20 protein-coding genes are annotated in these 17,126 nt (G+C 71.0%); 10 read left to right on the top strand and 10 right to left on the bottom strand.

Annotated features, from left to right (window positions below; genetic code table 11):
* Positions 1-8 precede the first annotated feature (8 nt).
* Positions 9-755, bottom strand: coding sequence for a cold-shock protein (locus WD341_RS09180; protein WP_368425147.1), 747 nt, complete (start codon positions 753-755; stop codon positions 9-11).
* Between the two features lie 63 nt (positions 756-818).
* Entirely contained in the window at positions 819-1,475 is a 657-nt protein-coding gene (locus WD341_RS09175; RefSeq protein ID WP_368425146.1) for a hypothetical protein, read from the bottom strand.
* 21 nt (positions 1,476-1,496) lie between these two features.
* Between WD341_RS09175 and WD341_RS09170 the strand changes: the two genes are divergently transcribed.
* The 6 genes from WD341_RS09170 (at position 1,497) to WD341_RS09145 (ending at position 7,082) form a co-directional block, all read left to right on the top strand.
* A complete protein-coding gene (locus WD341_RS09170; protein WP_368425145.1) occupies positions 1,497-1,940 on the top strand; it encodes a MaoC family dehydratase in 444 nt (147 codons plus the stop codon).
* A gap of 173 nt (positions 1,941-2,113) precedes the next feature.
* Entirely contained in the window at positions 2,114-2,584 is a 471-nt protein-coding gene (lspA, locus tag WD341_RS09165; protein WP_368425144.1) for a signal peptidase II, read from the top strand.
* A gap of 25 nt (positions 2,585-2,609) precedes the next feature.
* Positions 2,610-3,182 (top strand): DUF3035 domain-containing protein, encoded by a 573-nt coding sequence (locus WD341_RS09160; RefSeq protein ID WP_368425143.1) that lies wholly within the window; start codon positions 2,610-2,612, stop codon positions 3,180-3,182.
* A 125-nt stretch (positions 3,183-3,307) separates the two neighbouring features.
* Positions 3,308-4,687 (top strand): M16 family metallopeptidase, encoded by a 1,380-nt coding sequence (locus tag WD341_RS09155; protein WP_368425142.1) that lies wholly within the window; start codon positions 3,308-3,310, stop codon positions 4,685-4,687.
* Between the two features lie 98 nt (positions 4,688-4,785).
* The gene (locus tag WD341_RS09150) at positions 4,786-6,138 is read left to right on the top strand and encodes a M16 family metallopeptidase (RefSeq protein WP_368425141.1); all 1,353 of its coding nucleotides are present in this window, start codon (positions 4,786-4,788) and stop codon (positions 6,136-6,138) included.
* 407 nt (positions 6,139-6,545) lie between these two features.
* Positions 6,546-7,082, top strand: a complete 537-nt coding sequence (locus WD341_RS09145) for a GNAT family N-acetyltransferase (protein WP_368425140.1) — start codon at positions 6,546-6,548, stop codon at positions 7,080-7,082.
* Here WD341_RS09145 and WD341_RS09140 read toward each other — a convergent pair.
* The 4 genes from WD341_RS09140 to WD341_RS09125 all read right to left on the bottom strand — a co-directional run bounded on the left by WD341_RS09140 (position 7,079) and on the right by WD341_RS09125 (position 9,320).
* On the bottom strand, positions 7,079-7,957 hold the full coding sequence (locus tag WD341_RS09140; RefSeq protein ID WP_368425139.1) for an IS1 family transposase: 879 nt from the start codon (positions 7,955-7,957) through the stop codon (positions 7,079-7,081). The two genes, WD341_RS09145 and WD341_RS09140, sit on opposite strands and share 4 nt — an antisense overlap.
* A gap of 191 nt (positions 7,958-8,148) precedes the next feature.
* Positions 8,149-8,718, bottom strand: a complete 570-nt coding sequence (locus WD341_RS09135; RefSeq protein WP_368425138.1) for a hypothetical protein — start codon at positions 8,716-8,718, stop codon at positions 8,149-8,151.
* Between the two features lie 87 nt (positions 8,719-8,805).
* Entirely contained in the window at positions 8,806-8,982 is a 177-nt protein-coding gene (locus WD341_RS09130; RefSeq protein ID WP_368425137.1) for a hypothetical protein, read from the bottom strand.
* A gap of 56 nt (positions 8,983-9,038) precedes the next feature.
* Complete coding sequence (locus WD341_RS09125; RefSeq protein WP_368425136.1) at positions 9,039-9,320, bottom strand: hypothetical protein; 282 nt, start codon at positions 9,318-9,320, stop codon at positions 9,039-9,041.
* Between the two features lie 347 nt (positions 9,321-9,667).
* On the opposite strand from WD341_RS09125, the gene WD341_RS09120 reads away from it, so the two are divergent.
* From WD341_RS09120 to WD341_RS09105, 4 genes are all read left to right on the top strand, one after another.
* A complete protein-coding gene (locus WD341_RS09120) occupies positions 9,668-10,987 on the top strand; it encodes a glucose-6-phosphate isomerase (RefSeq protein ID WP_368425135.1) in 1,320 nt (439 codons plus the stop codon).
* Positions 10,987-12,834 carry a DNA mismatch repair endonuclease MutL gene (gene mutL, locus WD341_RS09115; protein ID WP_368425134.1) on the top strand — a complete coding sequence of 616 codons (1,848 nt, stop codon included), beginning with the start codon at positions 10,987-10,989 and terminating at the stop codon, positions 12,832-12,834. The genes WD341_RS09120 and mutL overlap by 1 nt, the downstream gene beginning before the upstream one ends.
* Before the next feature lie 150 nt (positions 12,835-12,984).
* Positions 12,985-13,341, top strand: a complete 357-nt coding sequence (locus WD341_RS09110) for an HPF/RaiA family ribosome-associated protein (RefSeq protein WP_368425133.1) — start codon at positions 12,985-12,987, stop codon at positions 13,339-13,341.
* Positions 13,341-14,114 (top strand): SDR family oxidoreductase, encoded by a 774-nt coding sequence (locus tag WD341_RS09105; protein ID WP_368425132.1) that lies wholly within the window; start codon positions 13,341-13,343, stop codon positions 14,112-14,114. The genes WD341_RS09110 and WD341_RS09105 overlap by 1 nt, the downstream gene beginning before the upstream one ends.
* Positions 14,115-14,136: 22 nt before the next feature.
* Here WD341_RS09105 and WD341_RS09100 read toward each other — a convergent pair whose 3' ends face one another.
* The 4 genes from WD341_RS09100 to tsaD form a co-directional block, all read right to left on the bottom strand.
* Positions 14,137-14,424: a YciI family protein gene (locus WD341_RS09100; RefSeq protein ID WP_368425131.1), complete on the bottom strand. Its 288-nt coding sequence runs from the start codon at positions 14,422-14,424 to the stop codon at positions 14,137-14,139.
* Between the two features lie 137 nt (positions 14,425-14,561).
* On the bottom strand, positions 14,562-15,563 hold the full coding sequence (locus tag WD341_RS09095) for an NAD(P)H-dependent glycerol-3-phosphate dehydrogenase (protein ID WP_368425130.1): 1,002 nt from the start codon (positions 15,561-15,563) through the stop codon (positions 14,562-14,564).
* Entirely contained in the window at positions 15,560-16,252 is a 693-nt protein-coding gene (locus tag WD341_RS09090) for a TIGR02466 family protein (RefSeq protein WP_368425129.1), read from the bottom strand. The genes WD341_RS09095 and WD341_RS09090 overlap by 4 nt, the downstream gene beginning before the upstream one ends.
* Positions 16,249-17,126 (bottom strand): tRNA (adenosine(37)-N6)-threonylcarbamoyltransferase complex transferase subunit TsaD (gene tsaD, locus WD341_RS09085; protein WP_368425128.1); only part of this gene is annotated, 878 nt, incomplete at its 5' end. The genes WD341_RS09090 and tsaD, both read right to left, overlap by 4 nt.

The following is a 17,126-nucleotide window of genomic DNA, read 5'->3' as shown; positions in this document are numbered from 1 at the left end:
TTCTGCGCTCAGGCGAGCTCGACGGACTCGGCCATCGGGCCCTTGTCGCCCATGCGCGTGGTCACGCGCACGCGCTGGTCGGGCTCCAGCGCCATGATGTGGTTGCGCTGCAGCACCCGCGCCGAGACGAAGACGTCCTTGCCGCCGTCGTCCGGAACGATGAAGCCGAAGCCCTTCTCCTGATTGAAGAACTTGACGGTGCCCTCGACCGGGTCGGAGGCCGGGCCGCTGTCGCGCCCGCCGCCGTAGCCGCCGCCGCTGCGCTCCCCGTAGCCGCCGCCACCGCCGCCACCGCCGCCGCCGAAGCCGCCACCGCCGCCCCGGTCGCCGTAGCCGCCGAAGCCGCCACCGCTGCGCTCTCCGTAGCCGTCGCCGCCGCCGCCGCCGAAGCCGCCGCGATCGCCGTAGCCGCCACCACCGCCACCGCCGAAGCCGCCACCGCCGCCGAAGCCGCCGCGATCACCGAAGCCGCCCGAGCGGCGCTCGCCGCCCGGCGGCGCGTCGGGAATCGACTCGATCGAGGTGATCGCCTGAACCTGCAGCCCCTTGCGGCCGGGTCCGATGTCGCAGATCAGCTCGGCACCCTCGGGCAGGGTCGCATGGCCGTGCGGCTGCAGCACGGAGACATGCAGGAAGGCATCCGGCGAGCCGTCGTCGAGCCGGACGAAGCCAAAGCCCTTGGTGGCGTTGAACCACTTGACCACGGCCTTGACGTCGGTGCGGACGTCATCGTCCGACCCGGAGAAACTGTTCATCACTGACTGAAAACTCCAAACGCTGGTTGGATCTGCGGCCCGGTTCGGGCCGGGCACGCCGCGTCATTCGCCGTGTCGAATCGCCACGCACGCGCGGCCCGCAAGGGCCTGGAACCTGTCTTCGAGAAGGGCGGGCGGACAGCGACCACGGCGACGATTGATACCCGACGACGGCATGACAAACTTAACCATAGCCGAAAGTTGCGGGAGAATCGACGAGATTCCTTGTATCCCGCCTGTCAACCTCCATGAGCGCGCGCACGCGAAGCTGGCCCGCCCCCGGGCCGCGGACCACTCATGCGCTCGCGCTCCAGCCCGATCCTCCAGCTCGGGCCGCGCGCGCAGCGCCGGCACCTCCCTGGCGACGAGGCGGAATCCCAGCCCGCGCATCTCCGGCCCGACCTTGACGTAACGGGTCTCGCCGGCGCGCAGCGTGAAGGCCGCGACCGAGTCGGGATCGTGGGCCGAGAAGACCCGGTCGCCGCCGGGCCGGGCTTCGCGCATGAAGGCGCCGCCCGGCTCGGCGCTGCCGACGCGCTTGCCATTGACGATCAGGTCGGGGCTGAGAGCCTGAAGGAAGGGAATCGCCTGGCGGCAGAAGACGATGCGCGCGATTCTGGCGGCCCTGGGCGCGCGCGCTCGTGCTTGCCGTCTCGTGAGGCGCCCGTTATATTGCAGCGCACAATTGTTCGCCGCCTCCCGGTGCGCTTTCAGGCGCACGCCCCCTTTCAGGACAGGTCGATGCAGCAGGGCTACTACCTCGAGGATCTCGAGATCGGCATGACCGCGAGCTTCTCGAAGACCGTGACCGATGCCGACATCGTCCTCTTCTCCGGCGTGTCCGGCGACACCAACCCGGTCCACATCAGCCAGGAATTCGCCGAGCAGACGATGTTCAAGGGCCGCATCGCCCACGGCATGCTGTCGGCCGGCTTCATCTCGGCCGCCTTCGGCACCAAGCTGCCCGGACCGGGCTGCATCTATCTCAGCCAGAACCTGCGCTTCCGGGCGCCGGTCAAGATCGGCGACACCGTGACCGCGCGGGTCACGATCAAGAAGATGGACCAGGAGCGCCGCCGGGTCACCTTCGACACGACCTGCACGGTGCGCGAGCGGGTCGTCGTCGACGGCGAGGCCCTGCTGATGGTCGCAAGCCGCGCCGAGGCCAGCCAGGCCGCCGAATAGCCGCCGACCAGCCCGGCGCGCCGCTTCCGACCCGCACCCACCCACGCTTCCCGCCCGCCCAGCGGACCCTGCAGCCTCGGCCCGCGGGGTTGACCGGGCCGCCCGCGACGGCGTAAGGGCCACGGCAGCCACGCGCCGCCGGCGGCGCACCGCCCGGGGGGAGTCGTCAACTCATGCTGCCGCGCGCCTTGGCGCTCGCCGCCATCGTCGTCCTGCTCGACCAGCTCACGAAGTGGCTGATCCTGACCGAGATCATGGTGCCGCCGCGCCCGATCGAGGTCACCGGCTTCTTCAACATCGTGCTGGCCTTCAACCGGGGCGTCTCCTTCGGCCTCCTGGCCAGCGACTACGCCTGGAAGCCCTACCTGCTGGCCGGTCTCGCCCTGGTCGTGGTGGCGCTGCTGCTCTACTGGCTGCGCAGCCAGCGCGGCTGGGCGCCGACGGTCGCGGTCGGCCTGATCGTCGGCGGCGCCGTCGGCAACATCATCGACCGCTTCCTCCATGGCGCGGTCGTCGACTTCCTGGATTTCCATGTGGCCGGCTGGCACTGGCCGGCCTTCAACGTCGCCGACACCGGGATCGTCTGCGGCGTCGGCCTGCTGCTCGCCGACTCCTTGTTCGGAGCGGCGCGGGACGATACATAGAGGCGTCCAGGGAGGGGACCCGCTCATGATGCGCCATCTAGCGCTGCTCTCACTGCTCGGAGCCGCCGTCGCGGTCTCCGGGTGCGAAAACATCCGCGAACAGTTCGACATGTCCAAGTCCGCGCCGGACGAGTTCAGGGTCGTCTCGCGCGCGCCGCTGACGCTGCCGCCGAACTTCGCGCTGCGGCCGCCCGACCCGGGCGCGGCGCGGCCGCAGGAGGGCACCGCGCGCGACCAGGCGCGGCGCACCGTCTTCCGCATCGAGGAGGGCAGCGGCCCGAGCGTCGCGGAGGTGATGCCCGACGACGGCCGCTCCGAGTCCGAGCGCACCCTGCTGGTGCGGGCCGGCGTTCCCGAATCCGAGCCGAACATCCGGCAGATCGTCAACGCCGAGACCCGCTCGATCAACGAGGCCAGCGACAGCCTGATCAACGACCTGGTGTTCTGGCGCAAGGACGAGCCGCCCGGCGTGGTCGTCGACGCCGGCGCCGAGAGCCGGCGCCTGCGCGAGGCCCAGGCCCTCGGCGAGGCCGTCACCGGAGCCGGCGCGCCGACCATCGAGCGGCGCGAGAAGGGCCTGCTCGAGGGCATCTTCTAGCCCCCTACCCGGCCCCGCCCTTTTCTCGCGAGCCGGCACCGCCATATGGAGAGCGGTGCCGGCGGCGCGGCAGCGCGTACGCCCCGGCGCCTTCTCGACCCGAGCCCGGAGGAAACGCCTTGCGCTTGCGGAGCCGCCCCGTCCCCCTTCTCGCCGCGCCGGCCCTCGCCGCCGTGCTTCTCGCCGTTCTTAGCTTCGGCGCCCTCGCGCTTGGCGCGCTGCGGCCGGCTGGCGCACAGGTCTTCGAGCCGACGATCTTCGAGCTCGACAACGGGCTGCAGGTGGTCGTGGTCGCCAACAGCCGCGCGCCGGTCGTCACTCAGATGATCTGGTACAAGGTCGGCTCGGCCGACGAGCCGCGCGGCAAGTCCGGCATCGCGCACTTCCTCGAACACCTGATGTTCAAGGGCACCGACAGCCGCGCGCCGGGCGAGTTCTCCGACATCGTGGCGCGCCACGGCGGCCGGGAGAACGCCTTCACCAGCTACGACTACACCGGCTACTACCAGACCGTGGCCCGCGACCGCCTGGCGCTGATGATGGAGCTGGAGGCGGATCGCATGGCAAACCTCGCCCTGACCGACGCCGTGGTGCTGCCGGAGCGCGAGGTCATCCTGGAGGAGCGGCGCCAGCGGATCGACAATACGCCGGCCTCGCAGCTGCAGGAGATGGCGCGCGGCAGCCTGTGGCTCCATCACCCCTACGGCACGCCGATCATCGGCTGGGAGTCGGAGATGTCCGCCCTCGACACCCAGGACGCCCTCGACTTCTACGAGAGCTGGTACGCCCCCAACAACGCCGTTCTGATCGTCGCCGGGGACGTCGACCCGGAGGCGGTCCGGGCGCTCGCCGAAGAGCACTACGGGCCGATCCCGCGCAAGGAGGTGCCGCCGCGCCGTCGCGTCGAGGAGCCGCACCACTGGGCCGGCGCCCGCGTCGAGCTGGCCAGCCCGCAGGTCGGCCAGCCCTCGGTCTCGCTGACCTTCCGGGCGCCCAGCTACGCGACCGCGGCGCCCGCCGAACAGGCCTACGCCCTGGAGGTGCTGAGCGAGCTGCTCGACGGCGCGGTCGGGCGGCTCTACCGGGCGCTCGTGGTCGAGCAGGCGCTGGCGGCCGGCGCCGGCGCCGGCTACGACGCCAACGGCCTCGACGGCAGCAGCTTCTCCTTCTGGGTCTCGCCGCGTCCCGGCATCGAGGTCGAGGCGGTCGAGGCGGCGCTCCTGGCCGAGATCGACCGCCTGCTCGAGGAGGGCGTCGAGGCCGGGGAGGTCGAGAAGGCCAAGCAGCGTCTGATCGACCAGGTCGTCTACGCCAACGACTCCGCCGGCTCCTCGGCGCAGATCATCGGCCGCGCCCTGGCCACCGGCAGCAGCGTCGAGGACGTCGAGGACTGGCCGAACCGGGTCCGGGCGGTCACGCCGGAGGCGGTCGAGGCGGCCGCCCGCGCGGTCCTGGATCCCGCCCGCTCGACGACCGCCGTCCTGCGCAGCGCGCCGACCACCTGATCCGGCGCCCGAGCGACACCGGCCAAGATAGATCCGCCCAACACAGACCCACCCAACACAGACCCACCCAACACAGACCGACCGGAGGCTCCTGCCCCATGCGCGTCCTGCGACTGCTCTCCCTCCAAGCCGCCCTCCTGCTCCTGGTCGCCGCCGCCACGCTGCCGGCGCAGGCGGTCGAGGTCGAGCGCGTCGTCTCGCCGGGCGGAATCGAGGCCTGGCTGGTCGAGGACGACAGCAACCCCATGCTCTCGCTAGAGCTCGCCTTCCGCGGCGGCGCTGCGGCCGATCCGGAAGGCCAGGAGGGCCTGTCGCGCTTCGCCGCCTACCTGCTCGACGAGGGTGCCGGCGAGTACGACAGCGAGGCATTCCAGCAGGTCCTGGCCGACCTTTCGGTGCGCCTGTCCTTCGATTCCGGCCGCGACGCCTTCCGCGCGTCGCTGGCGACCCTGACGCGCAACCGCGACGAGGCCTTCCGCCTGCTCCGCCTGGCGCTGAGCGAGCCGCGCTTCGATCCCGAGCCGGTGTCGCGCCTGCGTGCCCAGCTCGCCACCCGCCTGGCGCGCCAGGCCGAGGACCCCGACTCGATCGCGAGCCGCCAGCTCTGGGCGGCGATCTTTCCCGACCATCCCTACGGCCGGCCGGTGGACGGCACGCTCGAGAGCCTGGCCCGGATCGAGGTCGCCGACCTGCAGCGCTTCGTCGCTGAGCGGCTGACCCTGGACCGCCTGGTCATCGGGGTCGCCGGCGACATCGACGCCGCGACACTGGGGCCGCTGCTCGACCGGACCTTCGGCGCCCTGCCCGCTGAGGGTCGCGTCGCGCCGGTCGAGGAGGTCGAGGCCAGTGGCCAGGGCGGCATCATCGTGGTCGAGCGCGATCAGCCGCAATCGACCGTCGTCTTCGCCCAGCCGGGGATCGCCCGCGACGACCCCGACTACTACGCCGCCTACGCCGTCAACTACGTGCTCGGCGGCGGCGGCTTCGCGTCGCGGCTCTACGAGCAGGTGCGCGAGGAGCGCGGCCTCGCCTACTCCGTTTCCGCCTACCTGGCGCCGCTCGACCGCTCGGCGATGATCCTGGGCGGCCTCGGCACCCAGAATGCGCGGGTCACCGAAAGCCTGGAGGTGGTCGAGCGGGAGTGGCGGCGCATGGCCGAGTCCGGCCCCACCGCCGAGGAGCTCGAGGACGCCAAGACCTACCTCACCGGCTCCTTCCCGCTGCGCCTCTCGAGCACCGGCGGCATCGCCGCGATGCTGGTCGGCATGCAGCTCGAGGAGCTCGGCATCGACTACCTCGACCGGCGCAACGACTACATCGAGGCCATCACCCTCGAGGAGGCCCGCCGCGTCGCCGACGAGCTCTACGACGCCGGGGCCCTGACCACCGTCGTCGTCGGCCGCCCGGCCGGCGTCGAGGCGACCCGCCCGGCGCCCCTGCCCGAGGGCTGAGCGGCCGCCCCGCTTCGGAGCCACCGGTGCCGCCCCGGGACCATCGGTAGTGTCTCAGTTTGAAATCCGGGGTGCGACGCCGTGGAGAGCGGACCACACTAGACGGCAGCACGAAACACACGTATGAGAGGTGGAACCTGTTACCCGGAAAGCCGTTGGGATCGTATCATGAGTGTCTGTGACGCATTGGGCCTCCGAACCGGGAGCACCAACATGCACATGCTCCACACGTTCCTTCAGTGGATTGGACGTAGCAGCGACAAGACTGAGAAGCTCGCGTTCAAGAATCAGCGTGAGGCCGCTGCGTTCGTGCGCCGTGTCTACAACGAGAATGGCGCTCCGAACGCAGAGCTGAAGAAGCTCTATCGTAGAGGCGTAGACATACGTAACGCGCAGGCGCGTTAGCTTTGCGCGGTGACGGCGGTCCGCTAGCGGTCGAAATCGTACCCTTTGATGGCCAGCGCCCCCGCAACACGTTCAGTTGCGGGAGGCGCCCCATTGATGCGTGGTACAAGAACCACGCTAAGAAATGTGTAAAAAGGGCGGAGTATTGCGTCTTCGAGGCCCTAGTCCCCCAGGCGCCACGGCCAGTCGGTTACTACGCCCTCCAGATTGGTAACGAGAGCATGAGCGCTCTAGAGAACAAACCAGATGATTTCACAAAGAATTATACTGCATTTCCTGCCGTTCATCTAGCCTATCTTGGAGTTGATGAGAAATTCCAGGGTCGCGGTATTGGAACCGCCTTCCTTTCTGATGTATTCGAGAGTGTCTACAAGATCTCTCAGATGGCCGGACTTTACGCGCTCACTCTCCAGTCCTTGGACGAAGATTCGACTAGGTTTTATAGAAAGCTAGGGTTCACACCCTACTCAGACCACCCCACCTCTCCCAAGATGCTGATCCCGCTCAGAATAATCATCCAGCTGGTTGAGGAGGCCTAGCGGCTCCGCTTCTTGTACGGCCCGCGCGGCTTCGGCTCCGGCGCCCGCGCGTCGATCAGCCCAACGATCCACTCCATGTCGTGCAGCGTGTCGGTCACGCCGGCAGCCATCGCAGGCGTAACCTTCAGCGTCTTGTGGATGCGGCAGAAGTTGTAGAACGTGAAGTAGAGCGCCAGCGCGTGAACGTGGTTCTCGACCTTCTTTGAGAAGGCGTTGGTCAGGCGGGTGAACCGGCGCATGGACATGCGCATGGTCAGGTTCTGCCGCTCGACGTAGCTCGTGCTGATGTGCTTCAGGTCCGGGTCGCCCTCGATCCGCTCCTTGCGGGCGCCGATGCACTCGGCCGGGCTGTAGCGGCCCCGCAGAGCCTCCGGAGCCGTGCCGTAGAGCTTCACCAGCATGGCATAATCCACGTCGCTGCCGAACGCACCCTCGACCGCCTCTAGGTAAGCCTTGTGACCGTCCGTGGTGAGCTGCACCCGGCCGGCGAAGCGCTGGCGCAGATCGTCGATCAGGCCCATGGCGTACTCGCTGTCCCGGCCGCCAACCATGTAGGAGACGATCAGCTTGCTGTCGGCATCGATGGCCGTCCACGTCCAAACGTCGCCGTAGGCCAGATCCTTCCGCTTCGCCGCCTCGACGTTCTTCTGCTTGCTGTAGCAGAACGACCAGATCTCATCGCACTGGACGCGCTTGGCCTTCACGTTCCGCACCGTCTCGTCATGGTGCGCCATGCAGGCTTCGCCGGCCTCGACCAGCAGCTTGGTCACGGTGTTGATCGAGACGCCGACGACCCGTGAGATCGACCGCATGGAAGATCCCTCCACGAGCATGGCGAGGATCTGGACGCGCTTGGCAAGAGGCAGCTTGTTCATGACACATGACATAGCGGCGTGCGTGATGCATATCAAGCAAAAAGTTCAGTTTGAATATCGCGGATAGCTAAACCCTTGATGCGAATCGCATATTCAAAGGTTGCGGTTTTCCAGAGCCTTAGCTATAAAAATGAGGAACGGCGGGCAGTGACCAGCCGCCCGCCGTTCGTGCGTGGGGATCTAGACTCTCCTCATGTACCACCTCCCGCCACCGGGTTCACGGGGCTCACGTTGGGTTCCACCGCCTGGTCAGGACGGTGCTCAGACAAGGCCGTTGACGGTTCCTGGCCAGGTTCCTCGTCAACGGCCTTTTCCTTTGCATGGTCGCCGCCGGCAGACACCAGTGTCCAGCCAGCGCGGCCATGCGCACGGAAGCGGGGCGAGCGCGAGAGAAGTGCGCTCAGGTTGTTCTTTGGTTGCGTCCCCGGTAGCTCCACGCCCCGCTGCGTGATGGCGTTGTAGATCTCCGACACCGGAGTCGGATCAGCGCGGCCCTGCAGGATCTCCGCAGCCGCATCTAGCGCGGACTTCCTCGGGTCTTGTGCTCCTGTGGCGGCGGAAGGGAATGGAAGGGCCGGGCCGCCACCAGCGAACGATGGCGCCCGTGCCGCAACGGCGACAGGCGCCCGGCCCTCGGCGTCGCCCTTGTACAGAGCGAGCAGCCGGTTCACTTCGCGCAGCTTGATGAAATCGCGGTTGACGGCCAATCGCTCTTCGAGCAAGCGGGCCTCTTCCTCAAGCGTCTGGATCAGGTCTGGCACGGCGGCACGTCCTACGAGTGGGTGCTGTTGCACCATCTTCGTAGCATCGCCGTGGGAGAGTCGCAACGCTCTCGTGCGAGTGCGTGGCTATTTTTCTTCGGCGCCGTGCCAGCGCTTCGCAGCGGCCTTCTCCGCGATGCGCTTCCGGTCCTGTTCGGAAAGGCTCGCCGCACGCGCCGTGCCGCCCGCCCTGCCACTCTTCGCACGGCCGGGTGTCGGGGACCTCTCGTCCTCGATCTCGCCCGTGGCGATGCGTGCGACCATGACGGCGGCGCCTACAACGTCGGCGGGCCGCTTCTCGCCCTTGGGGCCTCTAGGCATCAGTCCTCGCTCGGCTCGCAGCCGGTAATGGCGTTCACGGAGTGGACGAAGGCGAGCAGGATCTGCTTGTCCGGCAGATCATTGAAGATCGGGAAGTCCGTCGAGTTACCGCCGATCTGACCGGGGGCATTGCAGCGCACCACATGCAGATAGCGGCGGGTTCCAGCCCAGTTCTTGTCGTCGTCGTCGGTACGATGCCGAATCCATGCGCGCTTATAGCTACCCGGCCTTTGCGCCCATTCGACGTAAAGGCTACCGTTCCCGTCGCGTTGCAGCTCCATTCACCCCTCCCATGCTTTCCCCCAAGCATATGGGAAGCCGGGGCGCAGAGCGAACCCCGCGTCAAGGGCGGCGGATTTCAAACTGAAACACTACCGGACCATCCGGCGCGTTCATGCGTTCGTCCGACTCTGCTAGCCTGGATTTCTCATACTGGAAGGGGTCGTCATCGCTCCTGGCGGGCTCGATCCGCCAGGAGAAGCCTGAAGAGCGTAGCCGAAGCTACGGTCGAGGGCTTCGACGCCGCGGGCGAGCCCGCCAGGAGCGATCCGAAGGGCGTGGGGTGACGACCCCTTCCAGTATGAGAAATTCAGGCTAGGCTCACCGACCTGACGGAGTGATGGACCCCATGACCTTCGAGATCGACGCCTCGGCCTGCTTCGCCGACAGGGTCGGCGAGGCCGGCCTTTCGGCCGACGCCTTCGACCCGCTGCTCAAGACCCTGGCGCCGGCGGTCGCGCGCCTCGCCCGGCAGCGCGACTCGGGCGAGCTTCCGATTCTCGGCCTGCCGGCACGGCGCGACGACCTGCCGCGCGCCCGCGAGGTCGCCGAGATGCTCAGCGAGAGCTGCGAAGTGGTCGCGGTGCTGGGCACCGGCGGCTCCTCGCTCGGCGGCCAGACCCTGAACGCCCTGGTCGACCGCGGCTTCGGCCCGCCGGCCGGGCGGCCGCGTCTCCTGTTCCTCGACAACATCGACCCCGAGACCTTCGACCCGCTGCTCGAGGCGGTCGCGCCGGAGCGGCTGGGGGTGGTTGCCATCTCCAAGTCGGGCGGCACCGCCGAGACCCTGAGTCAGACCCTGATCCTGCTCGAGCATCTCAAGGAGCGGCTCGACGAATCGCGGCTCTCGGCTCACCTCGCCGTGGTCACCGAGCCCAAGGACAGCCCCCTGAAGGCGCTCGCCGAGCGCTACCGCCTGCCCTGCCTGGACCACGACCCCGGCGTCGGCGGCCGCTTCTCGGTGCTCTCCAACGTCGGCGCGCTGCCGGCGCTGCTCGCCGGCCTGGATCCGGTCGCGCTGCGCGAGGGCGCCGCCGAGGTGCTGGAGGCGACGCTGGCGCCGAACGTGCTCGCCGATGCCGGCCCGGCGGTCGGCGCGGCGCTTTCGGTCGGGCTCGCCCGTCAGGGGCTCTCCCAGTCGGTGCTGCTGAGCTACGCCGACCGCCTCGCCGTCTTCGGCCGCTGGTACCGGCAGCTCTGGGCCGAGAGCCTGGGCAAGGGCGGCAACGGCACGACGCCGATCGCCGCGGTCGGCACCGTCGACCAGCACAGCCAGCTGCAGCTCTACCTGGACGGACCGGCCGACAAGCTGTTCACCGTGCTGTGGCTGGCGAGCGCCGGCAGCGGTGGCCGGGTCGAGGCCGAGGAGGCCAGGGCCCTGGGCCTCGACTACCTGGCCGGGCGGACCATGGGCGACCTCTTCGAGGCCGAGGCCCGGGCGACCGCCGACACGCTGATCGCCAACGGTCGCCCGACCCGGCTGATCCGCCTGGAGCGGATCGACGAGCGCGTTCTCGGCGGCCTGTTCATGCACTACGAGCTGGAGACGATCCTGGCCGCCGAGCTGCTGGGCGTCGATCCCTTCGGCCAGCCGGCGGTCGAGGAGGGCAAGGTGCTGGCCCGCCGCTACCTCGCCGAGTCGCCCGGCGCGCCGGCCGGCCCCGCCTGATGACGATCCGCCGCCTGCCCGAGACGCTGGTCAACAGGATCGCGGCCGGCGAGGTCATCGAGCGGCCGGCGGCGGCGGTCAAGGAACTGGTCGAGAACAGCCTGGACGCCGGCGCGCGACGAGTCGACGTCAGCCTGCGCGACGGCGGCAAGGCCTGGATCTGCGTCGCCGACGACGGCGAGGGCATGGGCCCCGAGGACCTGGGCCTGGCGCTGCAGCGCCACGCCACCTCGAAACTGCCCGACGACGACCTCGTGCGCATCGCGACCCTGGGCTTCCGCGGCGAGGCCTTGCCCTCGATCGGCGCGGTCGCGCGCCTGGCCATCGTCAGTCGGCCGCGCGGCGCCGCCGAGGCCTGGCGCATCGCGGTCGAGGGCGGCAGCCCACCCGAGGTGGCGCCGGCCGCGCTCGGCGGCGGCACCCGCGTCGAGGTTCGCGACCTCTTCTTCGCGACGCCGGCGCGCCTGAAGTTCCTGAAGTCGGCGCGCAGCGAGGTCATGGCCGTGCGCGACAGCCTGGAGCGCCTAGCCATGGCGCACCCGGGCGTCGCCTTCTCCCTGGTCCACGAGGAGCGCACGCTGTTCCGCCACGAGGCCGAGAGCGGCGACCTGTTCGACGCGCGGCTGAAGCGCCTGGGCGCGGTCATGGGCCGCGCCTTCCAGGACAACGCCCTGGCGCTCGACGCCCTGCGCGAGGGCCTGCAGCTGACCGGCTACATCGGCCTGCCGACCCTGAACCGGGCCAACGCCCTCGGCCAATACCTCTTCGTCAACGGCCGCCCGGTGCGCGACCGCCTGCTGCTCGGCGCGATCCGCGGCGCCTACCAGGACTTCCTGGCGCGCGACCGGCACCCGATGGTCGCGCTCTTCCTCGAGGTGCCGCCCGAGGAGGTCGACGTCAACGTCCACCCGGCCAAGGCCGAGGTCCGCTTCCGCGACCCGGGGCTGGTGCGCGGCCTGATCGTCTCGGCCTGCCGCCACGCCCTCGCCGAGGCCGGCCACCGCGCCTCGACGACGGTCGCGCAGGCGGCCCTCGGCGCGCTGCGGCCCGGCCTCGGCGGCGGTGGCGGCGGCGGTCCGTCCTACGCCTTCGGCGCGGGGGGCGGCGCGCGGGGCGGCTACGGCGGCACCCTGCCGCGCAGCCTGGCCGAGGCGGCGGCCGGCTATCATGCGCCGCTGGGCGGCGGCCTGCCGGCCTTCGACCACGCGCCCTCGGCGCGCGGCGAGGCGCCGGCGACGGAGGGCGAGGCGGCGCCCGGGGCTGGCGACTTCCCGCTCGGCGCGGCACGGGCCCAGCTCCACGCCACCTACGTCGTCGCCCAGACCGCCGAGGGCATCGTCATCGTCGACCAGCACGCCGCCCACGAGCGCCTGGTCTACGAGCGCATGAAGCGCCAGATCGCGGCGAGCGGGGTCTCGCGCCAGCTGCTGCTGGTGCCGGAGGTCGTCGAGCTGGAGGAGGCCGCGGCCGAGCGGCTGCTGGCCCGCGCCCCCGAGCTCGCCGAGCTCGGCCTCGTCGTCGAGGGCTTCGGCGGCGGCACGCTGCTGGTCCGCGAGACGCCGGCGCTGCTCGGCCAGGTCGACGTCCAGGGCTTGCTGCGCGACCTCGCCGACGAGCTCGGCGAGCTCGACCAGGCGCTCAGCCTGAAGGAGCGGCTCGAGGAGGTCTGCGGCACCCTCGCCTGCCACGGCTCGGTGCGCGCCGGCCGCCGCCTGACCGTCGAGGAGATGAACGCCCTGCTGCGCGAGATGGAGGCGACACCGCACAGCGGCCAGTGCAACCACGGCCGCCCGACCTACGTCGAGCTCAAGCTCTCGGACATCGAGCGGCTGTTCGGCCGTCGGTAGGCACACACTTTGCGCGGGCGCCGCGATCCAGGACGGTGCGATAGTGTCGCTCGGCCCTTGCGCAGAAGCGCGCGAAGGCCTTGATCCATAAGGGCGACGTCGCGTCGGTCTTGGGGATCGCCGCGCCGGCACCAACAAGGAGGATCCCGCATGAAGCTGCCCCTCGATGTGACCTTCCGCAACCTGGACCACTCGGAGGCCGTCGAGGCCCTGGTCCGCGAGGAATCGGCGAAGCTCGAGCGCCACTTCGACCACATCGTCTCCTGCCGGGTAACGATCGAGGCGCCGCACCGCCACCAGACCAAGGAGCCGAAGGTCAAGGGCGAGCTGTTCCAGGTCCACATCGAGCTGGGCGTGCCGCAGCAGCGCCTGATCGTCTCGCAGAAGGGCAAGCCGGCCCAGAGCGACCTCTACAAGGCGGTGCGCGACGCCTTCAAGGTCGCGACCCGCCAGCTCGAGGACTACGCCCGCAAGCTGCGCGGCGACGTCAAGAGCCACGCCGTCTGATGGCCGAGGCGAAGGGGACGGGCGCCCCGAAAGGCGCCCTGCTGGTGACCGGCGGCAGCCGCGGCATTGGCGCAGCGGTCTGCCGCCTGGCGGCGCGCGAGGGCTACGACGTCGCGGTCGGCTACGCCGGCCGCAAGGAGGTTGCCGAGGCCGTCGTGCAGGACGTCGAGGCGGCCGGACGCCGCGGCGTCGCCCTGGCCGCCGACGTCGCCGACGCGGCCGCCGTGGCGCGCCTCTTCGAGGCGGCGGAAGCCGCGCTCGGGCCGCTCGGCGCCCTGGTCAACTCGGCCGGCCTGACCGGCCTCAGCAAGCGCTTCGTCGAGTCCGATCCCGAGGAGATGCTCCGGGTGCTGGCGGTCAACACCGCCGGCACGCTCTACTGCTGCCGGGAAGCGGCGCGGCGCATGGCGCGCTCGCGCGGCGGCGCCGGCGGCGCCATCGTCAACCTGTCCTCGGCGGCGGCGACGCTCGGCAGCCCCGGCGAGTTCGTCTGGTATGCCGCCTCCAAGGGCGGCATCGACAGCCTGACCATCGGCCTGTCGAAGGAGCTCGGGCCCGAGGGCATCCGCGTCAACGCGGTGGCGCCGGGCCTGATCGACACCGACATCCATGCCGGCGCCGGGGACGCCGGCCGCCTCGAGCGCTTCACGTCGCAGGTGCCGCTGGGCCGGCCCGGCACGGCCGAGGAGGTCGCCCGGCCGATTCTCTGGCTGCTCTCGGAGGGCGCCGCCTACACCAGCGGCACGATCCTGCGCGTCGGCGGAGGGCGCTAGCTCGGGGTCCGGACTCTCAGCGCTAGTCGTGGGACTTCGGGTAGACCTGCTTGGTGTGGCGGATCTCGACGTCGGAGAAGAGGCCAGCCTGGGCGTAGGGATCGCCGGCGGCGAAGTTCTCGGCCGCGTTGCGGTCCGGCACCTCGATCACCAGCAGGCTGCCGCAGGGCTTGTCGTTCTGGTCGAGCAGCGGCCCGGCGAAGGCGATCTGGTCGGCGAAGGCCTCGAGGTAGGAAAGGTGCGCCGGACGGTTGTCGAGACGAACCGACAGGCTGCCCGGCTGGTCCGTGCAGATCAGGGCAAAGAGCATCGTCACCTCCGCTACCGATCGGTTTCCTTCCCGGCAAGCCTAGAGCCAATCCGGGTCCACTGCAAACCGCCAGCCTCGCCGATCCCTCGGCCGAAGTCGCGCAAATCAACGGCTTAGGAAGGCGCTCCGCCGGCCGGTCAAGCGGTCTCGCTGCGCAGGGGCCGAGCCAGCAGCGCTCGGATCGTGGTCTCCAGGTCGTCGCCACGGTTGACGACCGCGTCGACCGCCTCGGCGATCGGCAGCTCGATCCCCAGCCTGCGCGCCAGGGCGACCGCCGCGGCCGAGGTGGCGACGCCCTCGGCCAGCTTCGCCGGCGGCGGCGCGCCGCGACCGACCGCCAGGCCGTGGGCGTAGTTGCGCGAGCTCGGGCCCGCGCAGCTCAGGGTCAGGTCACCGAGCCCCGACAGGCCCATGAAGGTCTCGGGCCGCGCGCCCTTGGCGCGGCCCAGCCGGACGATCTCGGCCAGGCCGCGCGTAACCAGCGCCGCGCGGGCGTTCTCGCCCAGGCCCAGGCCGTCGACGATGCCGCAGGCCAGGGCGACGACGTTCTTGAGCGCGCCGCCGAGCTGGGCGCCGACGGGGTCGTCGGACAGGTAGGGCCGGAACTGCGGCGTCGCCAGGGCCTCGGCCAGCCGCCCGGCCAGGGCCGGATCCGCCGCCGCCAGGGTGACGGCGGTCGGCCGCCCCCGGGCCAGCTCGCCAGCGAAGCTGGGCCCGCTGAGCACCAGCAGCGGGTGCCCCGGCAGGGTCTCCGCCAGGATCTCACCGGGCAGTTCCCCAGTGGCCAGCTCCAGGCCCTTGCAGCAGATCACCAGCGGCACCCCCGCCGGCAGCAGCGGCGCGAGCCGCCTGGCCAGGCCCCGCAGGCTCTGGGTCGGCACCGCAAGCAGCAGGGCGACGGCACCCTCGACCGCACGCAGCAGGTCGGCGGTCGGCGCGATCGAGGCGGGCAAGGGCGGCGCCTCGGGCAGGTAGGCCGGGTCGCGGCGCTCGCGCGCCAGGAGGTCGGCCTGCTCGGGCCGCCGGCACCAGAGCCGCACCGGCCGGCCCGCCGCCCCGGCCTGCTGGGCCAGGGCCATGCCCCAGGCGCCGGCGCCCAGGACCGCGAGCGGCTGCGATGGGATGTCGGCCGTGCTCACAGGCTGAGGTTGAAGGCGACGGAAATGCGCGCCGCACCGCCGCGGTAGGGCCGCACGCCGTGCTCCAGCCAGCTCGGGAACAGCAGCAACATGCCGGCCTTCGGCGGGATCGTCTCGGCGGCGCCGATCGACAAGCCACCGGGCGCCGCGAAGGCCAGCTGCGGCGCGTACATCGCGGGGGCCACCCCGCGCGGATCGCGCAGCTCGAACTCGCCGCCGAGCGAGGGGTCGGCGCCGATGCCGCCGTCATCGACGTAGTAGCTGGCCGACCAGAAGGCGCCGGGATGGCTGTGCGCCTCGTTGGCGTGGCCGCTGCGGTTGACGTTGGCCCAGGCGTTGACCTTCCAGTCCAGCTTGAGGGCGCGGCCCTGGCGGTCGCAGGTCAGCTTGCCGGCCAGGGCCTTGCCGGCGTCGATCACCGTCGCCGCCGCCGGGCCGCCCCAGTCGAGCAGGTCCCAGCTCGACTGCCAACCGCCGAGGTTGGAATGGTCGGTCGAGGGCCGGGCCGACTCGCGGGCCAGGATCGTCTCGGCGAGCTGCCGGTTGACCGCCTCGGGGAAGCCCAGGTGGGCGACGGCGACCGGCGTCGCGAAGACCTGCAGGACCTCGGCACGGGAGCCGCCCTGCTGGCCGCTCCCAGGCTGCGCGCCACCCTGGCCGTTGCGGGTGGCGTCGAAGGGCTCGCTCATCGGGCTGCCTCCAGATTCGGTGCGCTCAGCTCTTCCAGCGGCCAGCGCGGCCGGGCCCGGAAGTCGAGGGGGTCGGCGGCACCCAGGCGCAGGCGCTCGAGTCCGGCCCAGGCGATCATCGCGCCGTTGTCGGTGCAGAGCGCCGGCGGCGGCACGACGAGCGCGGCCCCGGCGCCCGCCGCGGTCTCAGCCAGCGCGGCCCGCAGTCGCCGGTTCGCGGCGACGCCGCCGGCGACGACCAGCGGCCCCGCACGTCCGGTCTCCTCGGCGAAGCGGGCGATCGCCCGCGCGGCGCGGTCCTGCAGCACCTCGGCGACCGCCGCCTGGAAGGAGGCGGCGAGGTCGGCCCGCTGGTCCTCGTCGAGCGGGCGCTGCCCGCCCAGCTTCTCGACGGCATTGCGCACGGCGGTCTTGAGGCCGGAGAAGGAGAAGTCGCAGCCGGGGCGGCCCTTCATCGGGCGCGGCAGCGCGAAGCGCCGCGGGTCGCCCTCCAGGGCGGCGCGCTCGACCGCCGGTCCGCCGGGATAGCCGAGGCCGAGCAGCTTGGCGACCTTGTCAAAGGCCTCGCCGACCGCGTCGTCCAGGGTGGTGCCGTAGCGCCGGTAGCGGCCGACGCCCTCGACCGCGAGCAGCTGGCAGTGGCCGCCCGAGACCAGCAGCAGCAGATAGGGGAAGGCGGTGCCGTCGGTCAGGCGCGCGCTCAGGGCGTGCCCCTCCAGGTGGTTGACGGCGACGAAGGGCTTGCCGTGGACGGCGGCGACCGCCTTGCCGGTCATCGCGCCGACCAGCACGCCGCCGATCAGCCCGGGGCCGGTCGTCGCCGCGATGCCGTCGAGCTCGGCGAAGCCGAGGCCGGCCACGGCCATAGCCTCGG

Source organism: Tistlia sp. (genome assembly GCF_040905785.1).
Taxonomy (GTDB): Bacteria; Pseudomonadota; Alphaproteobacteria; order Kiloniellales; family DSM-21159; genus Tistlia.
This window is presented reverse-complemented; position numbering and strand designations above follow the sequence as displayed.